General features: G+C 70.9%; 23 protein-coding genes. 17 read left to right on the forward strand and 6 right to left on the reverse strand.

The window, feature by feature from the left end; all coding sequences use genetic code 11:
• Positions 1-263 (forward strand): transposase (locus ACZ38L_RS26010; RefSeq protein ID WP_465697650.1); only part of this gene is annotated, 263 nt, incomplete at its 5' end.
• 398 nt (positions 264-661) lie between these two features.
• Here the strand turns inward: ACZ38L_RS26010 and ACZ38L_RS26015 are convergent.
• From ACZ38L_RS26015 to ACZ38L_RS26025, 3 genes are all read right to left on the reverse strand, one after another.
• On the reverse strand, positions 662-1042 hold the full coding sequence (locus ACZ38L_RS26015) for a VOC family protein (protein WP_465697652.1): 381 nt from the start codon (positions 1040-1042) through the stop codon (positions 662-664).
• A 343-nt stretch (positions 1043-1385) separates the two neighbouring features.
• Positions 1386-1649, reverse strand: coding sequence for a hypothetical protein (locus ACZ38L_RS26020; protein ID WP_465697654.1), 264 nt, complete (start codon positions 1647-1649; stop codon positions 1386-1388).
• 12 nt (positions 1650-1661) lie between these two features.
• Positions 1662-3368: a sodium:solute symporter family protein gene (locus ACZ38L_RS26025; protein WP_465697656.1), complete on the reverse strand. Its 1707-nt coding sequence runs from the start codon at positions 3366-3368 to the stop codon at positions 1662-1664.
• Between the two features lie 354 nt (positions 3369-3722).
• Here ACZ38L_RS26025 and ACZ38L_RS26030 point away from each other — a divergent pair, with 354 nt between their 5' ends.
• The 4 genes from ACZ38L_RS26030 to ACZ38L_RS26045 all read left to right on the forward strand — a co-directional run bounded on the left by ACZ38L_RS26030 (position 3723) and on the right by ACZ38L_RS26045 (position 6978).
• Positions 3723-4649: an NADP-dependent oxidoreductase gene (locus tag ACZ38L_RS26030; protein ID WP_465697658.1), complete on the forward strand. Its 927-nt coding sequence runs from the start codon at positions 3723-3725 to the stop codon at positions 4647-4649.
• 225 nt (positions 4650-4874) lie between these two features.
• A complete protein-coding gene (locus tag ACZ38L_RS26035) occupies positions 4875-5846 on the forward strand; it encodes a GlxA family transcriptional regulator (RefSeq protein ID WP_465697660.1) in 972 nt (323 codons plus the stop codon).
• The gene (locus ACZ38L_RS26040; RefSeq protein ID WP_465697662.1) at positions 5843-6448 is read left to right on the forward strand and encodes a DJ-1/PfpI family protein; all 606 of its coding nucleotides are present in this window, start codon (positions 5843-5845) and stop codon (positions 6446-6448) included. The genes ACZ38L_RS26035 and ACZ38L_RS26040 overlap by 4 nt, the downstream gene beginning before the upstream one ends.
• Before the next feature lie 137 nt (positions 6449-6585).
• Positions 6586-6978: a hypothetical protein gene (locus ACZ38L_RS26045; protein WP_465697665.1), complete on the forward strand. Its 393-nt coding sequence runs from the start codon at positions 6586-6588 to the stop codon at positions 6976-6978.
• A 332-nt stretch (positions 6979-7310) separates the two neighbouring features.
• Here the strand turns inward: ACZ38L_RS26045 and ACZ38L_RS26050 are convergent, their stop codons facing one another.
• On the reverse strand, positions 7311-7688 hold the full coding sequence (locus ACZ38L_RS26050; protein ID WP_465697667.1) for a hypothetical protein: 378 nt from the start codon (positions 7686-7688) through the stop codon (positions 7311-7313).
• A gap of 190 nt (positions 7689-7878) precedes the next feature.
• Between ACZ38L_RS26050 and ACZ38L_RS26055 the strand changes: the two genes are divergently transcribed.
• The 8 genes from ACZ38L_RS26055 to ACZ38L_RS26090 all read left to right on the forward strand — a co-directional run bounded on the left by ACZ38L_RS26055 (position 7879) and on the right by ACZ38L_RS26090 (position 10890).
• Positions 7879-8085 carry a hypothetical protein gene (locus ACZ38L_RS26055; protein WP_465697669.1) on the forward strand — a complete coding sequence of 69 codons (207 nt, stop codon included), beginning with the start codon at positions 7879-7881 and terminating at the stop codon, positions 8083-8085.
• A complete protein-coding gene (locus ACZ38L_RS26060) occupies positions 8037-8384 on the forward strand; it encodes a Scr1 family TA system antitoxin-like transcriptional regulator (RefSeq protein WP_465697671.1) in 348 nt (115 codons plus the stop codon). Before ACZ38L_RS26055 ends, ACZ38L_RS26060 begins: the two co-directional genes overlap by 49 nt.
• The gene (locus ACZ38L_RS26065; protein ID WP_465697673.1) at positions 8381-8593 is read left to right on the forward strand and encodes a DUF397 domain-containing protein; all 213 of its coding nucleotides are present in this window, start codon (positions 8381-8383) and stop codon (positions 8591-8593) included. The genes ACZ38L_RS26060 and ACZ38L_RS26065 overlap by 4 nt, the downstream gene beginning before the upstream one ends.
• A 137-nt stretch (positions 8594-8730) precedes the next feature.
• Positions 8731-9459 (forward strand): tyrosine-protein phosphatase, encoded by a 729-nt coding sequence (locus ACZ38L_RS26070; RefSeq protein ID WP_465697675.1) that lies wholly within the window; start codon positions 8731-8733, stop codon positions 9457-9459.
• A gap of 379 nt (positions 9460-9838) precedes the next feature.
• Positions 9839-10057: an SDR family NAD(P)-dependent oxidoreductase gene (locus ACZ38L_RS26075; RefSeq protein ID WP_465697677.1), complete on the forward strand. Its 219-nt coding sequence runs from the start codon at positions 9839-9841 to the stop codon at positions 10055-10057.
• Positions 10054-10272, forward strand: a complete 219-nt coding sequence (locus tag ACZ38L_RS26080; RefSeq protein WP_465697679.1) for a hypothetical protein — start codon at positions 10054-10056, stop codon at positions 10270-10272. The genes ACZ38L_RS26075 and ACZ38L_RS26080 overlap by 4 nt, the downstream gene beginning before the upstream one ends.
• Before the next feature lie 17 nt (positions 10273-10289).
• A complete protein-coding gene (locus ACZ38L_RS26085) occupies positions 10290-10601 on the forward strand; it encodes an SDR family oxidoreductase (RefSeq protein WP_465697681.1) in 312 nt (103 codons plus the stop codon).
• Positions 10602-10749: 148 nt separating this feature from the next.
• Positions 10750-10890 carry a hypothetical protein gene (locus ACZ38L_RS26090; protein ID WP_465697683.1) on the forward strand — a complete coding sequence of 47 codons (141 nt, stop codon included), beginning with the start codon at positions 10750-10752 and terminating at the stop codon, positions 10888-10890.
• 89 nt (positions 10891-10979) lie between these two features.
• Here ACZ38L_RS26090 and ACZ38L_RS26095 read toward each other — a convergent pair whose 3' ends face one another.
• A complete protein-coding gene (locus tag ACZ38L_RS26095) occupies positions 10980-11402 on the reverse strand; it encodes an Hsp20/alpha crystallin family protein (protein ID WP_465697685.1) in 423 nt (140 codons plus the stop codon).
• A 498-nt stretch (positions 11403-11900) separates the two neighbouring features.
• Between ACZ38L_RS26095 and ACZ38L_RS26100 the strand changes: the two genes are divergently transcribed.
• From ACZ38L_RS26100 to ACZ38L_RS26115, 4 genes are all read left to right on the forward strand, one after another.
• The gene (locus ACZ38L_RS26100) at positions 11901-12494 is read left to right on the forward strand and encodes a hypothetical protein (protein ID WP_465697687.1); all 594 of its coding nucleotides are present in this window, start codon (positions 11901-11903) and stop codon (positions 12492-12494) included.
• A gap of 458 nt (positions 12495-12952) precedes the next feature.
• Positions 12953-13363, forward strand: coding sequence for a hypothetical protein (locus tag ACZ38L_RS26105; RefSeq protein WP_465697689.1), 411 nt, complete (start codon positions 12953-12955; stop codon positions 13361-13363).
• A 408-nt stretch (positions 13364-13771) separates the two neighbouring features.
• On the forward strand, positions 13772-14548 hold the full coding sequence (locus ACZ38L_RS26110; protein ID WP_465697691.1) for a MerR family transcriptional regulator: 777 nt from the start codon (positions 13772-13774) through the stop codon (positions 14546-14548).
• A 465-nt stretch (positions 14549-15013) separates the two neighbouring features.
• Positions 15014-15487, forward strand: coding sequence for a TIGR00725 family protein (locus ACZ38L_RS26115; protein ID WP_465697693.1), 474 nt, complete (start codon positions 15014-15016; stop codon positions 15485-15487).
• Between the two features lie 197 nt (positions 15488-15684).
• Here the strand turns inward: ACZ38L_RS26115 and ACZ38L_RS26120 are convergent, their stop codons facing one another.
• A complete protein-coding gene (locus ACZ38L_RS26120) occupies positions 15685-16818 on the reverse strand; it encodes a bifunctional 2-methylcitrate synthase/citrate synthase (RefSeq protein ID WP_465697695.1) in 1134 nt (377 codons plus the stop codon).
• Positions 16819-16828: the final 10 nt, after the last annotated feature.

The raw sequence follows: 16828 nt of genomic DNA on the forward strand, positions 1-16828 counted from the left end.
AGTGGCCACCCGACTCCGCCGAGCCCACCGACTACTGGCTCTCGACGCTGCCCGTCGACACGCCGCTGCGTGAATTGGTGCGAATCGCCAAGATTAGATGGCGGGTTGAGCACGACTACCGTGAACTCAAAGACGGCCTGGGCCTAGACCACTTCGAGGGCCGCAACTACTCCGGCTGGCATCGCCACGTCACCCTCGCCGCCCTCGCCCAGGCCTTCTGCACCATGCTCAGGCTCGACCCAAAAGCCCCTGCGCCGGCCTGACCCTGTACGCGGTCCTCCGCGAACTCCAGGCCCTCCTGGCAACCTGGACCGGCGCCTGCTCGATATGCGGCCAACCCTCACCCGCCCCCGAACCCCACCGCAGGACCTAACAAAGCCCTACTAGTGTCCTGCGCCTGAAGCGAGGTCCGGCACCCGCCGTCTCGTCCACGCCGGCGGCTGACCCGACGGCGTGGGCACGGGCAACAGCGGTTCCAGCCGTCAGGTCGAGCCGGCCCGTCACGGTTGGGGCAGCCACCAGGTCTCCGGTGTTCAGGTTCTTCCTGGTGGATGAAACCCTCCGCCGGAGACCTCGCGTGCTTCACGATCACGACACGCCCGTGACACCGGACCGCGAGGTGGACCCCGGGTGCCTGGTGCCGAGGCGTGACCGATGAGCGTCAGAGCGGGTTGAGGCGGGCCTTGAGCAGGCAGAACTCATTGCCCTCGGGGTCGACCAGGACGTGCCACTGCTCCTGCCCTGTCTGGCCGATGTCGGCCGGGCGCGCACCGAGCCGCAGAAGGCGTTCGAGCTCGGCGTCCTGATCGCGGTCGGTGGCGTTGACGTCGATGTGCAGCCGGGACTTCCCCTGCTCCGGCTCGTCCCTGGGACTGAGGATGATCGTCGGCTGCGGGCCACCGAAACCTTCGCGCGGCCCGATCTCCACCGAGCCGTCGCCCGGGCGATCGAGCACGACGAAGTCCAGGACCTCGCACCAGAACCGCGCCAGCACTTCAGCGTCGCGGCAACCCAGCACGAGCTCACTGATACGACATGCCATAACGAAACCTGCTCTCAGCCTGGGAACTGCCGGGGAGGCCACACACGAACCTCATGAGCTCCCAGCAGTGAGGACAACCCTGCGACCGTACCGGACGAGGCGAGCACGGGCGAGGTGTTTTCGGGGCTGACCCGTTCGGGCGTCCGGGCAAGGCCGTCGGCCGTGCGGTGGAGAAGCTGACCTCAGGACACGACCCGGGCCGGCACAGTCAGATCGGTGCCGGCCGCGGGTGCGCCGTCCCCCCGTCGCGCAGGTGGATGGTGTGGGTGGCCAGCTGGGTGAGGGCGGCCCGATGGGTGGTCATCACGACGGACGGTCCCCCGGTGGCCGTCCCGGTGGGGCGTCAGCTCGGGTCGGCGTCGACCGGCAGGCGGATCGGGCGCAGCAGGGCCCAGCCGGCGAAGGCAGCGGCGACCAGGAGCTGCGCGATGCCGGCCCACAGGTTGATGTTGCCGCCGTCGGCCCTGGTCAGTTCGGCGGGGGAGGTGAAGGCGGCGCCCAGGACGGTCAGGACGGTGCCGTAGAGGGCGAACAGCAGGGCCAGGATCCAGCGCAGGTCGAACAGTCCCGCGGTGCGGCGCGGCGACCGGGTGTCGGGCGCGGTCATCGGTGAACCCCCTTACCAGAAGAGGACGTTGAAGATGCAGGCCAGTGCCAGCGCCCCCACCGCCAGCACGCCCGGGCGCCGGTACCAGCCGCCCTCGCCGATCCCGACAGCACCCGCCGCAGTTCCGCCGCGCGCCGCGTGCGGGGTCAAGGACCAGACCAGGCCGACCAGTTCACTCTCCACCCGGGGCCTGGTGACCAGCGAGAGCGCGACGCTGACGGCGATGTCGCAGACGAACGCCGCGCTCGCCGCGACGAAGCTGGGCCCCTGTCCCGACAGGCGCAGCACGTGGTGCCGGCTCAGTTGGTCCACGGTGAACGCCGCCGCCGTCCCCGTGATCAGCCCCATCCCGCCGGCCGCCGGTGTCATCCGCTTCCAGAACATGCCCAGCAGGAAGGTCGCGAACAGCGGTGCGTTGAAGAAGGAGAACAGCGTCTGCAGGTAGTCCATGATGTTGTCGTAGCCGCTGGCGATGAACGCCGTTCCGATCGCCACCGCACACCCCAGCACCGTCACCACCCGTCCCACCCGCAGGTAGTAGGCGTCCTCCCGGTCGCGTACCACGTAGGTCTGCCAGAGGTCGTAGGTGAACACGGTGTTGAAGGAGGAGACGTTGGCCGCCATCCCCGCCATGAAGGCGGCCAGCAGACCGGTGATCGCCACGCCCAGCATCCCGCTGGGCAGTAACTGCCCGATCAGCAGCTCGATCGCGTTGTTGTACGTCACCCCGTTCGCCAGCGTGCCGCCGCTGGCCTTGTACGCGGCCAGCGACGGTGAGAGGACCGCCGCCAGCATCCCCGGGATCACGATCACCAGCGCGATCAGCGCCTTCGGGTAGGCGCCGATCAGCGGAGTGCGCCGGGCCGCCGACATGTCGCGTGCCGCCAGCGCCCGTTGCACCTCGGCGAAGTTGGTCGTCCAGTACCCGAAGGAGAGCACGAAGCCCAGCCCGAACACGATTCCCAACACCGACAGTGTCGCGTTCGTGATCCCGGTCAGGTTGCCGCCCGGCCACGCGTGCAACTGCGCGCCCGCCCCCGCCCCCGTCGCCTCGATCGACCGGGTCAACCCGGCCCAGCCGCCGGCCTTGTGCAGGCCCACCACGGTGATCGGCACCAGCATCGCCACGATCACGAAGAACTGCATCACCTCGTTGTACACGGCCGCCAGCAGGCCGCCGAGTGCGGTGTAGGCGAGCACGATCAGCGCGGCCGCCACGATCGAGACCCACAGCGGCCAGCCGAGCAGCAGGTTCACCACGGTCGCCAGCGCGTACAGGTTCACCCCGGCGATCAGCACCTGCGCGAGCGCGAAGCTGAGCCCGTTCACCAGGTGTGCGAACGGTCCGAACCGGCGCAGCAGGAACTCCGGCACGCTGCGCACCTTCGAGCCGTAGTAGAACGGCATCATCACCAGCCCGAGGAAGACCATGGCCGGGATCGCGCCGATCCAGTAATAGTGCACGGTGGGGATGCCGAACTCGGCGCCGTTGGCGGTCATTCCGAAGATCTCGACGGCACCCAGGTTCGCGGAGATGAACGCCAGTCCCGTCACCCAGGCCGGCAGCGACCGTCCTGACAGGAAGAAGTCGAGGCTGGAGGAGACCGAGCGGCGGGCGAGGGTGCCGATGCCGAGGACCATCACGAAGTAGACGGCCAGCAGGGCGTAGTCGATGGGCTGGGCGTTCAGCCGCAGGTCGGCGGCGGCACTCAACTGCACCTGGGGTTCCCTCTCGCCGCGCCCGGGCGCGCTCGCCGTGGTGGCCGCGTCGGCGCGGCCTGGGCCGGCCGTCAAAGGGGCGGCCCGCGTGCCGGCATGCCCGCGCCCCGCCCGGGGAGACCGGGGCGCGGGGGCCTTCCGGCACAGGGGATGCTCGCACGCCGCCGCCGGCGCCCGGCCGCTCGCGCGGCCCTTGCTCACCCGGCCGGGGGAGCGGTGGGAGCGGCCGCGCCGCCGAACGGCCGATGACGTCCCCGATGCTTGACACTCTCAATTATTCAGGTCTACGGTCGTTTGCATTGCTTGAGGATCTCAACCATCGAGGTTCTCGTCCTTACTCGTCCAGGAGTATCCATGAAGGCCATCACCTATCGCGGCTACGGCGGACCCGGCGTCCTCGAGTACGGGGACGTGCCCGAGCCCAAGCTCGGTCCTGACTCGGTGCTGGTCAAGGTGCGTGCCGCCGCCGTCAACCCGGTGGACTGGAAGATCCAGGCCGGTTACCTGGACGCCGTGATCGACGCCGTGTTCCCGGTCATCCCGGGTTGGGACGTCTCCGGCGTCGTCGAGCGGGTCGGCTTCGGGGTGAGCGAGTTCGCGCCCGGCGACGAGGTGATCGGCTACGTGCGCGAGGACCTGGTGGGTCGCGGCACCTTCGCCGAGTACGTCGCCGCGCCCGTGCGCACGCTGGCCCACAAGCCGCGCTCGCTGACCTTCGAGCAAGCCGCCGGGTTGCCGCTGGCCGGCCTGACCGCCTACCAGGCGCTGACCGGTGCGCTTCAGATCAAGGCGGGGGAGACCGTCCTGGTGCACGCCGCCGCCGGCGGGGTCGGCACGCTGGCCGTCCAGGTCGCGGTCGCGCTCGGCGCCCAAGTGATCGGCACCGCGAGCGAGCGCAACCACGACTTCCTGCGCTCGCTCGGCGCCGAGCCCGTCGGGTACGGGGAGGGCTTGGTCGAGCGTGTGCGTGCACACGCACCGGGTGGCGTGGACGCCGTGCTCGACCTCGTCGGCGGGCAGGCGCTGGCCGACTCCCCGCAGCTGCTGGCCGACGGTGGGCGCCTGGCCTCGATCGCGGACGACGCGGTCCTCGGGCTCGGCGGGCGCTTCGTCTTCGTGCGTCCCGACGCGGCTGATCTGGCCGCGCTCGGGGAGCTGGCGGACGCCGGCAAGCTGCGCGTGGAGGTCGCCGCGACCTTCCCGCTGCGGGAGGCCGCCGAGGCCCAGCGCCTGAACGCCGAGGGGCACACCCGCGGCAAGATCATCGTCACCGTGCCCTAGTCAGGTCCCGCCTCGAAGGCACGGCGCGCGACGGGCCGACGAGACGGACAGTGACGGACGGCGAGGGGCACGGCCGCACTGCGAGGGCTGAAGACCGGGTGAACGGTCCGGCCTCGGTGAGTGGTGGGACCGTCCCCACCACCCACCGGCCTGCACTTTCCGATGGCGCGAAGCGTGGGGTGTCCGTCGTTGACGCCATCCGCCGCCGGACCGCAGGGTGGAGGGGTGGAGCAGCGCCGCATCGCCTTCGTGATCTTCGAGGGTTTCCAGCCCCTCGACCTCTCCGGCCCGTACGAGGTCTTCCAGCACGCCCACCGGCTCACCGGCGGGTACACCTGCCAGATCGCGGCACCGGTGCCGGGCCTGGTGCGCTCCGGCAGCGGCCTTTCGGTACACGCTCCCCACGGCGTGGCCGATCTCGACCCCGCCGGGATCGACACGGTGGTGGTGGCTGGCGGCGGCGGAGTCGACCGAGCCCGGCACGATCCGGCGCTGACGGACTGGATCGCCACCGCCGGAGCCACCGCCCGGCGCGTCACCTCGGTCTGCAGCGGGGTGTTCCTGCTGGCGGCCGCCGGACTGCTCCGCGGACGCAGGGTGACCACCCACTGGGCGCGCGAGCAGCAGCTCATGCGGGAGCACCCCGAACTGGTCGTCGACTGCGATCCGATCTTCCTCAGGGATGGGCGGGTGTGGACGTCGGCCGGGGTGACGGCGGGGATGGACCTGGCACTCGCCCTGGTCGAGGACGATCTGGGCCGGAACGTCGCCCACGCCATCGCGCAGGAGATGGTGCTGTTCCTGCGCCGCCCCGGCAGCCAGTCGCAGTTCAGCGTGCCGTTGTGGTCCACGCAGCCGGCCACCGACCCCATCCGTGCCGTGGTGGCGGCGATCCACACCGATCCCGGTGCCCGGCACGGCATCACCGACCTCGCCGGGCACGCCGGGCTGAGCCCCCGCCATCTCCAGCGCAGGTTCACAGCCGAGCTCGGCGTCCCGCCCGCGGCGTACGTCGAGGGCGTCCGCGTCGAGGCCGCCAAGCGGGCACTCGCCGAGGGCGACCATCCCGTCGAGACCATCGCGCATCGGTACGGCTTCGGCACCGCGGAGACGCTGCGCCGCGCCTTCCACCGGCGACTGGGTGTCGCACCGTCCGACTACCGCGACCGATTCCGATCCACCAGGGAGTACCTGTGACCACTTACGGTCTGCTGACCTTCGACGGAGCCGAGGAACTGGACTTCACCGGGCCGTGGGAGGTGTTCACCGCCTCCTCGATGCTGCGCGACCACGCCGACACCGTGCTGCTCATCGCCGAACACCCCGACGCCGTCCGCTGCAACAAGGGCATGCGGGTCCTGCCGGACCACACCCTGGACGACCACCCTTCGCTGGACGTCCTGCTGGTCCCGGGCGGCAACGGGACCCGCCGCGAGGTGTCCAACCCCGCGCTCATCGACTGGATCCGCGTGACCGCCGCCGGCGCCGTCTGGACCACCAGCGTGTGCACCGGCGCCCTGCTGTTGCACGAGGCGGGCCCGGCCCGTGGTCGCAGGGTAGCAACCCATCACCTGTTCGAGGACGCCCTGGAGGCCAGGGGTGACGTCACCGTGGTGCGCGACGCCCGCTACGTCGTCGACGGGAACCTGGTCACCAGTCAGGGCGTCTCGGCCGGAATCGACATGGCCCTGTGGCTCGTCGGCCGCCTGCACGGCCGTGACCACGCCCGCGCCGTCCGCCGGTACATCCAGTACGAGCCCGCCCCGCCCTACCTCGCCGACGAGCCGGTCGCCGGTTAGCCCGACCCGGGCAGGTGCCCGGCACGGGAGGCGACCGCCCCGACCGGTGTCCCGTCGGGGGGTGCGCCCCACGCCCGGGGCGCACCGCACCCCACTGGAGCCATTGCCGAGAGTCATCGAATGACTACTCTCGGGATATGACCGCACCCGCAGACTCCGGCCCGAGAGTCCGGATCCTCCCCTCGGTGCCCGCAGCGCGGCGCCTGCCCTCCGCGCTGGCCTTCGTCGCCAGCATCGGCGTCTTCGCGACCTCCCTGCGCCCGCTGCCCGCCGGCTGGCTCGTCGCCCTCGCCTGCGCCTGGCTGCTCGCCATCGCGGCGGGGGCGACGGCGCCCCGGCGTGGGCCGCTGATCCTGACCGTGCTCGCCGCCGTGGCGAAGGTGGCCACCGTGGTGCTGGTGGTCCGGGCGGTCGCCCATCCCCACGGGCAGCTCGGCCCGCACACCGCGTTGGCCTGGGTTCCGCTCGGCGTGCTGAACGCGGCCACCGGGTTGTGGCTGCTCACCGTGATCCGGCGGCGGGTCCGATGACGGTGGGCGGTCGGGCCCGGCCCGCTGGGCGCCACCGACCGTGTGTGTCAGCTCGCCCGGTGCACCGCCCGTGCGGCCGGTGCACCGGACTGAGGCGGGGCTAGCCTCACTCGGGTCGTGCGCGGCCCGGGTCGTGCTTCGGCCAGGTGGCCGGACCGTGCACGGTCGCGCTGTCGGCGGCGTTGATGCGCGCCACGCGGGCCGCAGCACCTCCGAACGGTCCGCCGGGCGTACCTCGTCGGGCCCGCGCTGCCACTCGATGCCGCCGGCGAGTGGACGGATGTAGAGCTTCCCGTCGCGGAAGTCCATGACGATCATCGTGCGTCGGGTCGTCATGTCGACCACGAACGTCCCCGTGCTGGGGACCTTCGCCGATACGTCACCCACTTGGTCAACTCCGCCCTCGCGACGAGAGGTTCGGCCACCCGAGGGGGCACGACCTCGCCCTGGATGATGTGGCCGGTGCAGTGCGCGTGGGCTTCGATGTGCTCGGCGTAGGCGTGGAGGGTCCTGGTGCTGCACCCGCTGATCTCGATGTGGGCGCCCTCGCGGATGCTGGTGATCCGGCGCAGCTCCAGTCCCACCAGGGGCGGCAGGAGGGCCAGTTGCTGAGCGTGCTCGAAGGCGTCCGCCGCCGCTTCGGCCTCTGCTCGATGCTCCAGGGCCTGCCGATGCTCGGCGCCGTCCGGGACAAGGCTCGCGTGATCCACGGCCGCTCCACTACGTAGTCGTTCCGCTACTCATGGTCGACGCTTGGAGCTAGGATCGGAAGCGATCTGACTTGACTCTTGATCCAGGTGGGATGGGGGTGGGTGGAACCTTCACCACACCGCACTGATCTACGGCTTCCCGGAGTTCGCCGGCTGCGAAGCAAGAGTCGCTAACATCAAGCTCTTCGAGTTGGGTGTCATCCCGGGGTTGTTGCAGACTGAGGGCTACGCCCAAGCCCTGATGTCGGGGTTCGTGCGGCGTGGCAGGATCACCCAGCGGCAGGCTGACGAGCTCCGGCCTTCCGTCTCGGCAGACAGCAACTGCTTACTCGCACACCGCCTGCGGTCGTGCGTGCTGTCCTGGAGGAAAGCTGCCTGCGCCCAGTTGGTGGAGTGACTGTGATGGCAGGTCAGCTTCGACATCTTGAGGCGTTGGCTCGGCGTCCGAACATCACCATCCAGGTCGCCCCCAAGGAGATGGGGGAGAACCTACCGTTCACTATGGCTGTCACATTGCTGACGCTTCCTGACCGGACCGTGCCCGGGTACACGGAGACCCTGCAACGCGGCTGTCTGGAGCGGGATATCGAGACTGTCAGAGGGCAGGGGACTACGATCAGCTGCAGGTTGAAGCCCTTCCCCAGGCCGCATCTCTGGCCCTCATCCGCAAGGCACGGAAGGAACTACGCAACATGAAGGAAGATGTTGACCTGACTGGCGCTCCCTGGCTCAAGTCGTCCTACAGCAACGGTGGCGGCCAGTGCATCGAGGTCGCGCCCGGTTACGCGGACGTCATGCCGGTCCGTGACTCCAAGGACCCCGAGGGACCCGCCCTCGGGTTCCCCGCCGCCTCCATCGCCGCGTTCGTCGCCGGGGTCAAGGCGGGTCGCTTCGGTACGGCCTGATCCCTCCCGCCCACCCAGCCTCTGTGTCACTCACAGGGGTTGGGTGCACCGCGCCGGCCGCGCCGTCCGCCCTGGTCCGCCGAGCCGCTTGACCACGCGGTGAAGAGGCCGGCAGGGAGGGCCGTAAGCTGACTCGGATGAGAAGACACATCGCGTTCGAGCGGCTGCACAACTTCCGTGATCTGGGCGGCTATCGGGCGGCCGACGGTCGAACGGTGCGCTGGGGTCGGCTCTTTCGCTCCGACTCGCTGGGCAAGTTGCAGGGCCGGGACTGGGATCGCTTCCTCGCCCTGGGTGTCCGCACCGTGATCGATCTTCGGTATCCCTGGGAGATCGAACGCAGCGGACGCGTTCCGCGGCGGCAGCAGCTGGCTTACCACAACCTGAGCATCGAGCACCGGCCCTACGACCAGGCGGGATTGGGCCCGGAGGTCGAGCCCGCGCGTTTCCTGGCCGACAAGTACACCGAGGTCGCCCACGACGGCGTCAAGGAGCTCCGGCGCGCCTTGGAGATCATCGCCGCCGACACCGCCCCGCTGGTGTTCCACTGCCACTCCGGCAAGGACCGCACCGGCCTGCTGGCCATGCTGGTCCTCGCCCTGGTCGGGGTGGACGAGGACGACATCGTCGCCGACTTCACGCTGACCGGGCTGGCCACCGAACGCATCATCGCCGAGTGGCACGCCAGCTACCCGCACCTGACCCTCAGCTGGCCCGCCTACGGCCGTGCCCCCGCCGAGATCATGCGACTCTTCCTGGCCGACCTGACCACCCGGTACGGGTCGGTGCACGGCTACGCCGCCGAACAACTCGGCATCGACGAGGACTTGGTGGCGGCTCTTCGCGGGCAGCTGCTGCCTCCCTGAGTCCGTCCCGGTGCGGGCCACCCCGGGACGGACCCGGCCGGTCGCGGCAGTCGCTCGCCGGCCGGGGTGGGCGGGTGCCGTGATGGTCGTGAGCCAGCAGCTGATCGCCTAACCCGCCTTCCGGTGCGTGGATCTGACGCGACAACGCCGGCCAAGGCGATACAGGGAAGGTGGGTGGCGCGGCCGAAGTTCAGCTGCCCGGCCCGGGCCATGAGATGGCGGATCCTCCGCGGATCGAGGTCCATCGGTTCCGCCTCGCCATACCGGTGAAGTGTGGCAACTGGCGGAAGAGGTCTTGGGCGTGCCGCGGTGTGGCGGCCGATCCTTGAGGTGTGCCGCCCGACGGCGGCGAGAACAGCACACCACCAGGAGTTCCCGCATGACCACCACCCCCGCCCAGGCCCCCGTCGCGGCGGTCGGCACGCCCTCCCTCGCCGACCGGCACGTTGTCGTGATCGGCGGCACCTCCGGCATCGGCCTGGCCACCGCCCGCGCCGCGGCGGCCCACGGTGCGGCGATCACCGTCGTCTCCGCCCGCGAGAGCAGCGTCGCCCGCGCCTTGGCCGAGCTGCCGAGGGCGCGCGGGGCCACACCGTGAACGTCGTCGACCAGGCGGCGCTGGGCGAGCTCTTCGATCGGATCGGCCCCTTCGGCCACCTCGCCTACACGGCGGGCGAGGCGCTGCGCCTGCTGCCGATCGACGGGCTGGAGCTGGACGCGGTCCGCGGCTTCCCGCAGACCCGCTACCTGGGCGCGCTGGCCACCGTCGCGGCCGCCGCCGGGACCTGCGCGCCGGTGGCTCGATCAGCCTGACCGGGGGCTCGGCCGGCGTGCGGCCGGGGCCGGGCTGGGCGGTGCCGGCGAGTCTGTGCGGCGCGATGGAGGCGCTCGCCCGTGCGCTGGCCGTCGAGCTCGCGCCGGTCCGGGTCAACCTGGTGCGGCCCGGACTGGTGCGCAGCTCGCTCTGGTCGGACCTGGACGAGGACGCCCGCGCGGAGCTCTACCGGCAGGGGACCGAGCAGACCCTGGTCGGGCACGTCGGCGAGGTGGCGGAGATCGCCCAGGCGTACCTGTACTGCATGACGCAGACCTACGCGACCGGCGCGGTCATCGCGGTGGACGGCGGCTCGGTGCTGGTGTGACCGGGCTCCGACGGGATGGCCGTCGGAGCCGGGTGTTGTCCACCGGTCTCACCTGGCGGGACGGGCGGCGGCGCGCCTTCCGTCCCGGTGGGATGTCGTGGACGATGGGGAGAATCAGTTCTGGTACGAAGCGAAGGTCGGTCCCATCATGAGCCAGCACGTCCACGTCCGACTGCGTGCGGGCCTCGGGGTGAGCGACGACGGGGAGCTGGTGGAGCAGTTCGCCTGCCGCTGCGGCGAGACCTGGACCAGGACGTACCAACTCGACGCGGGTCCGCACGAGGAGTGACCGGCCGGTTCCGATGACGAACGCCCGCCCGGTGGCCGTGCCGCCGGGCGGGCTCGCCGCATCCGTCGGCAGGCACCTCGTGCCGACCGTCAGCTGCCGTGGGTGATCTCGATCTTGCGGCTGGGCTTCTCCACCTTGCTCATGGGCGCCTTGACGGTCAGGACGCCCTTGTCGTACGTGGCGGTGATCTCCGCCTCGCTCGCCCCCGCGGGCAGCTGGACACTGCGGGTGAACGAGCCGTAGCGGAACTCCGAGCGGTTGCCCTCCTTCTTCTCCTCGCTGCGTTCGGCGTGGATGGTCAGGACGCCGTCCTCGACGGTGATGTTGACGTCCCGGTCGGGGTCGATACCCGGAAGCTCCGCCCTGACCTGGTACATTCCCTCTTCCTGCGACTCCTCGATCCGGATCATGTGCTCGTCCGAGGGCATCCGGAACTCCATGTTCTCGAACCACTCGGCCAGCGTCGGCCAGTGCGGCGTCAGCGGGAACCTTCTCAACAGATCGCCGGCCATGTCGGCCTCCTTGGTCGTGGGTTGTTCGGCTACTTCCAGAGTGCGCCGAGCGACGGCGTCCTGTACTTCCAGAGTGCGCCGAGCGACGGCGTCCTGGCTCGGGTCCAACGGTCCGACCGGGACCGGTGGACGGGAGGGTGCGGAGTGCCGCCGGGTCGTGGTGTTCGCGCACGGTAGTGGCTGCTCGCGGGGCGCAGCCGCCCGGCACCTGGGTGTTTCCCCTGGTGCCTGGGTGGCTTGTAAGAGTGATGCTGGCCGTCGCGGTACGTCGCGTGCGGATGTCGTGTCTGGTCTGCCGTGTTGCCGTACAGGTGTATGGAATGGGGGTTCGGTTGCTGGTGAATCCCTGTGTGGCGGCTGGGACTTCCCGACTCGGTTCGGGCAGTGGCCCTGGTGGTTCGGGGGCGTGGTGTGCTGGTGGGGTTGGGGCGTCGTAGAGTTCTCGGTTACCACCGTGTGTTGTGGCGGTGGTTGGAATCCGATGAAATGAGGCAACCCTTGGCAACCATCTCTCGAGTCCACGGCGATGTGGAGTCCACGATCGCGCTGCTGGAGCGCGAGTTGCCGGCGCTGGAGGAGCAGAAGCAGCGCCTGGAAGGCGAGTTGAGCTCCGTGACGGAGCGGTTGGCGGCGGTGCGTGGCGCGTTGGAGAGCCTGCACTCGCTGGCGACGGCGCCCTTCCTCCAGGAGAAGGGCACGGAGGCCGCCGAGCCCGAGGCGTCCACGGCGCCCAAGAAGCCGGTGCGTGCGCGGCGTGCCGTGAAGGCCGCTCGTACCTCGGCCCCGGCGGGGAAGCGGAAGGCTGCCGCGCCGGCCGGTGGCGCCCGTGGCCGGGCCAAGGCCGCGCCCGTGGCCGAGGAGGCCGCTGCCCCGCAGGCCGCCGCCAAGCGCGCGTCCGGACTGACCGAGGCCATCGTCGCGCACCTGCTCCAGGCCGGCGGGCCGGTCAAGGTCCGTGAGGTGGCCGAGGCCCTGGGGCGCGACGCCACCCCGTCGGCCGTCAACACCGTGCGCACCTCGTTGGAGCGTCTTGCCAAGGCCTCCCGCGCCCAGCGTGTGGGCCGTGGCCTCTACCAGGCGCAGGCCGACTGAGCAGGTCGACTGGGTCTGCGGCCCGGCCGGGACCGGTCGCGCGGGCGGGGGCGCCGTGGGTGTCGCGTCTCGCCCGCGCGCCGGTCCGTACCGGCATGCCCCTGTCGAATGGATGTCCGCTCTGGTGATCGGGTAGTTGGACCGGTGTCGGATCGCGTGTGCGGGGGTGGAGGATTCCGCGGTCATCGGACAAGTCGCCGGGTAGGGTGTTCCGGGCCGATGATCGGTCGAACTCCTGTGCTGTTCAATGGGGTTGATGTGCTGTCCAGAGCATGCATGTGCCGGGGGCAGGAGCTTTTTTCGACGAGGTGTCGCCTTCAGGGGTGAAAGCGGTCGTTTCGCTCTGTGTAGGCGGGCATGCTGGTGGAGTGACTGCGCAGACTGAGGCGGCCCTGTCGCCGACGCCATCGATGCCGCCCGCCGGGGGCGGGCCGCTGACCGAGCCCGACGTTCCCTCCATGACCGCTCCAGCCTGCCCGCCGATCGGGGCCGGCGCGTCGCTGCCCGGGCTGCGGTCGGGTACCCCGGCGGTGGCCGCGCCGCGGATCGTGCGGGACCTGACCCGGGACCTGACCCGAGCGGCCGGCGCGGTGCGGGCGCTGCCCGTGACCGGTTGCGGGAGTGGGGACGTGACGGTGGCCGCCCACAGTGTGGTGGTCTGCACCGCCGACAGTGCCGCGCGGGCGTTGGAGGAGGCGGCGGCCTGGTGCCGGCAGGCTCCCGAGGCCGAGGTGCACTGCACCGCCTGGGCCAGGGTGCCCGGTCACCGCGAGGACGTGTGCGAGTACCGGATCAGCCTGACCGTCTCCTTCCCGGACGACGACACCGGCGAGTATCCGGGCGACACCCACCACGCCCCGCGCCGCTAGCCGTCGCCCGTACTGCCGCGGGCGCGCGCATCACCAGCACTCCGCCCTCGGCCTTCCGGTGGCCGAGGGCGCGGTAGGCGTTGGGTATCCGTCGGGTCCGGGCGGCGGCGCACGGGACGTGGGTGGCCCAGCAGCTGCGGTCGACGATCCTGCCGGACCCCGGCTCGCGTCGAACGGCGGATCACCGAGGTCCGCCCACTCCGCCATCGAGGTCCGCCCACTCCGCCACCGGGGACCGGCCCGAGCCGCCGGCATCCCGAGCTCCGGCGAGCCGCGCTCGTCTCGACCGGGGCGAGGAAGTCCCCCATGGCGCCGCCGGGATGACGGGATGGAGCATTGACCTTTCCGCTACGTCAACTTCTAGTCTCACTGCTGCGGCCGTGGCACCAACTCCGGTGATGGGAGGCGATGACAGACAAGGCAATGGCTCACTCGATCGCAGATGTGGCCAAGATGTCCGGGATCAGCTCTCGCACACTCCGCCACTACGACGAGATCGGCCTGCTCGTGGCGACGCGGAACGAGAGCAACGGTTACCGCTGCTATGAGGAGCAGAGTCTCCAACGGCTTCAACGGATACTCATGTTGCGGGAGTTGGGAATGGGCCTGAGTGAGATCTCCGAAGTGCTGAGTCAGCAGACCGACGAGATCGAAGCTTTGAAGGCGCATCGTGAACGACTCCTGGCTGAATATGACCAACTGAGAGTGCTCGTCAACACGGTCACTCGCACGATCGTCATGCTGCAACAGAGGAAGGACGGGACGCCCATGTCGAAGATCAACCGGCCGGAAAACCTGTTCCGCGAGTTCGACGCGGCCAAGCACGACGCCTACACCCGCACGCGCTGGCCCAGGGAGTGGGACGAGTCCCGCAAGGCGCTCGAGTCCCTGACCCCCGCTGACTACGAGCGCCTCCAGCGCGAGCGGACCGCGGAGATGGTCCGGGTGGCCGAGTTCATGGAGGCCGGCAGGCCCGCCAACGACCCGGAGGTGCTCGAGGAGATCGCCGTGCACCACCGGGGCGTGAGCGAGTTCTGGACGCCCGACGCCGCGGCCTTCAAGCGCCTCGCCCAGACCTACGTGGACGAGAGCGAGTGGAAGTCGGTCTTCGAGGCGATCGCCCCCGGCCTGGCCGAGTACCACCGGGACGCGATGATCGCCTTCGCCGAGCAGCGCCTGAGCTGAACGACCGGCGCCGATCCGATCTGGCGGTCGGGTTCCCGACCGCACGAGCTCAAGAACACGACCACCAGTCGCATCGGGGGCCACCCACCCCGCCCCCCGCACCAATGGCCGCCAGGCCGTGATCCCACCGGCGCGTCCGAACTCCTATGCCAGGCAGCAGACTTGGAGAGGGACCGCCGAGTGGCGGAGGAACGCCGAGACACCGGCGGCCCCCGCGCTGAAGCCGCGTCGGGGGCCTGCCGGTGTTTCGCGCGCCAGGAAGACCTGGGGCCTGGTCTGGTGCCGTGTTGCGGACGGCCTTCGGGCTCGGTCGGGGGAGAATGCGGTGTCCGTAGGGACGACGGGAGGTGCGAGATCCCGCTCCCCACGGCATCCACGCACTTGCCGGGGCGCGCGACGGCAGCAGGGCGACAGCGGCTGCGTCGCGCGGGCCTTCGGCGCGAACCATCGGCGGACGGAGCAGCGGTGATCCAGGTGGCGGTGTGTGGGCCCGCGGAGTGCAGTGCGGCCGAGGAAGCGGCTGCCCGGGAGGTCGGTGCTCTGCTGGCCCGCTCGGGTGCGGTCGTGCTCTGCGGGGGCTACGGCGGTGTCATGGCCGCCGCCGCGGAGGGGGCGGCCGGCGCGGACGGTCTCGTCATCGGCGTCCTCTCCGGGGCCGACAGGTCCGGGGCCTCGCCCTACTTGACCGCCGCCGTCGCCACCGGCATGAACCAGGCCCGGAACAGCGTCCTGGTCGGTTCCGCGGACGCGGTCATCGCCGTCGGCGGGTCGTGGGGCACGCTCTCCGAAGTGGCCATGGCCATGAGACGAGGCGTCAAGCCGGTCGTCAGTCTCGGCGGCTGGCGGATCACGGACGCGCTGGGCGAGGCCGTCCCCGGACCTCTCCTGGCCGACAGTCCGGCGGCGGCCGTACGGCTCGCCCTGGCCGGCCGGGGCTGACACCGGCGTCACCGGCACCGCGCGGTGGTGGAGAGGATGACGGCGAGCCTGGTGGCCCGCGCCCTCGGCCAGCGGCCCGCGCCGAAGACCTGACGAGGTGGTCCGGACGTTCCCCGCCTCCGTATGGTGCCGCGCCCGGGGGAGGAGTACCGGGCGCCGGTGATCGACACGAGCTGCCCGGCGCCCCCGACCGTGGCCTACCCGAGAGCCGGCACCGGCCGCTGGCCCGGGCCGTCGTAGGAGGCCAGCGGCCGGATCAGCGCGTTGTGGGCCAGCTGCTCGGTGATGTGGGCGGTCCAGCCGGTGATGCGGCTCATCACGAAGACGGGTGTGAAGGTGGGGGTGTCGAAGCCCATCAGGTGGTAGGCGAGCCCGGCGGGGTAGTCGAGGTTGGGGTGGATGCCCTTGCGCTCCAGCATCGCCTCGCGCAGCGCGGTGTGCAGGGCGGCCAGCCGGGCCGCCGCGGGGTCGGCGGCGCGGGCCACCAGCTCGTCCAGGGCGTTCTGCATGATCGGGACGCGGGAGTCGCCGTGCTTGTAGACGCGGTGGCCGAAGCCCATGATCTTCCGCTCCGCGGCGAGCGCCTCGTCCAGCCACGCGGCGGCCCGGGCCGGGTCGTCGATCTCCTCCAGCATGTGCATCACCGCCTCGTTGGCGCCGCCGTGCAGCGGGCCCTTGAGCGCGCCGATCGCCGCGGTGACGGCGCTGTAGAGGTCGGAGAGGGTGGAGGTGACCACGCGCGCGGTGAAGGTGGAGGCGTTGAAGCTGTGCTCGGCGTAGAGCACGAGGGAGAGCTCGAAGCAGCGGACCACCTCCGGTGCCGGGACGGAGCCGAAGCACATGCGGAAGAAGTTCTCGGCGTAGCCGAGGTCGGGGTCCGGGGCGATGGGGTCCAGCCCCCGGCGGCGGCGCTGGTCCGCGGCGACCACGGTGGGCAGCCTGGCCAGCAGGGTGAGGGACTTGGCGAGGTTGGGGGCCGGCCGGTCGTCGTCCTCGGTGGGGTCCTCGGCGCCGAAGAAGCTCACGGCGGTGCGCAGGACGTCCATCGGGTGGCAGGTCCCGGGCAGCTTGGCCAGCAGCTCGGAGGTGGTGCGATCGAGCGGGCGCAGGGCGCGTTCGCGGGCCTGGAAGTCCCGCAGCTGCTCGTGGTCGGGCAGGTCGCCGTGCCACAGCAGGTACGCGACCTCCTCGAAGGAGCGCTGGGCGGCGAGGTCCTGGACCGGGTAGCCGCGGTAGGTCAGGGAGTTGGTCTCCTGGATGACGGTGGAGATCTCGGTGGTGTCGACGACGACACCGGCGAGGCCGCGGTGGATCTCGGGTGCGGTGGTCATGGTGGTGCCT

Source organism: Kitasatospora sp. NPDC024654, assembly GCF_055559155.1.

Coding starts and splice junctions, on each gene's coding strand:
- ACZ38L_RS26015 (WP_465697652.1), bottom strand. CDS start 1,042: ATGGCATGTCGTATCAGTGAGCTCGTGCTGGGTTGCCGCGACGCTGAA.
- ACZ38L_RS26020 (WP_465697654.1), bottom strand. CDS start 1,649: ATGACCGCGCCCGACACCCGGTCGCCGCGCCGCACCGCGGGACTGTTC.
- ACZ38L_RS26030 (WP_465697658.1), top strand. CDS start 3,723: ATGAAGGCCATCACCTATCGCGGCTACGGCGGACCCGGCGTCCTCGAG.
- ACZ38L_RS26045 (WP_465697665.1), top strand. CDS start 6,586: ATGACCGCACCCGCAGACTCCGGCCCGAGAGTCCGGATCCTCCCCTCG.
- ACZ38L_RS26065 (WP_465697673.1), top strand. CDS start 8,381: ATGAAGGAAGATGTTGACCTGACTGGCGCTCCCTGGCTCAAGTCGTCC.
- ACZ38L_RS26070 (WP_465697675.1), top strand. CDS start 8,731: ATGAGAAGACACATCGCGTTCGAGCGGCTGCACAACTTCCGTGATCTG.
- ACZ38L_RS26075 (WP_465697677.1), top strand. CDS start 9,839: ATGACCACCACCCCCGCCCAGGCCCCCGTCGCGGCGGTCGGCACGCCC.
- ACZ38L_RS26090 (WP_465697683.1), top strand. CDS start 10,750: ATGAGCCAGCACGTCCACGTCCGACTGCGTGCGGGCCTCGGGGTGAGC.
- ACZ38L_RS26095 (WP_465697685.1), bottom strand. CDS start 11,402: ATGGCCGGCGATCTGTTGAGAAGGTTCCCGCTGACGCCGCACTGGCCG.
- ACZ38L_RS26105 (WP_465697689.1), top strand. CDS start 12,953: ATGACCGCTCCAGCCTGCCCGCCGATCGGGGCCGGCGCGTCGCTGCCC.
- ACZ38L_RS26110 (WP_465697691.1), top strand. CDS start 13,772: ATGACAGACAAGGCAATGGCTCACTCGATCGCAGATGTGGCCAAGATG.
- ACZ38L_RS26120 (WP_465697695.1), bottom strand. CDS start 16,818: ATGACCACCGCACCCGAGATCCACCGCGGCCTCGCCGGTGTCGTCGTC.